The organism is Winogradskyella sp. 3972H.M.0a.05 (assembly GCF_040493455.1).
Taxonomy (GTDB): Bacteria; Bacteroidota; Bacteroidia; order Flavobacteriales; family Flavobacteriaceae; genus Microcosmobacter.
Genome location: NZ_JANFDA010000023.1, coordinates 1 through 677, shown reverse-complemented (window position 1 = coordinate 677; position 677 = coordinate 1). Strand labels below are relative to the sequence as shown.

Below are 677 nucleotides of genomic sequence, written 5' to 3'. Positions count from 1 at the left end.
GAAATCTCTTCGAACTTATTTGTCACGGTCTTTACCAATTGCCCATTCAAGCTGTAGATTTCTATGCTGTCCAACTGATTGATATCCCCTCGTATCGCCACAACATCCCTTGCTGGGTTTGGATATAGACTAAGCTCTAAGATATTTTGAGTAACCTCTCCTATAGTGAGCGAAGAGAAAATAAAACTGTTGTTCACTGGGTCTGTATTCCCATAATAGTCCTGTGTCCCATTACCATCTCCAAGGTCTGCATTGATCACATTGTCCACCACGAAGCCAACACCTGCCAATGCCACGGCAATAGGATCATTGTTCTCCAGTATGGCTATCTCTCCACTGGTCGGCATGTTATCCACTATAAAAGATAATACTGGTATGCCCACGCCTGTTGTATGTACTGTAGTGAGCTCTGAGCTTGGTACGGGAAGCGAGAATATCCACAGGTCCCTGCTCCCATCTCCAATCCCAAAGTTGTTTTGCAATATGCTACCTGTAAGGGCCGTGTTCACTTGCCATCCTGTTCCGAACAGTTCTGTAAAACTATTGGACTGGATGCTATTTCCAGCAGTGATTGCTACTGTAAGCTGCATGTCCGCCATGTTGGGATCGGCATTGTCAAAATCGGGCGTGGCCACAAAGGTAAACTCATAAGGACTTGCCGTGTTGTTGTAATCACT

The 677-nt window shown here is 45.3% G+C and carries 1 protein-coding gene; it reads right to left on the bottom strand.

The window, feature by feature from the left end; translation table 11 throughout:
- Nucleotides 1-677, bottom strand: a 677-nt coding sequence (locus NCE97_RS15925; protein WP_353780277.1) for a T9SS type A sorting domain-containing protein, incomplete at both ends; no start/stop codon positions are given.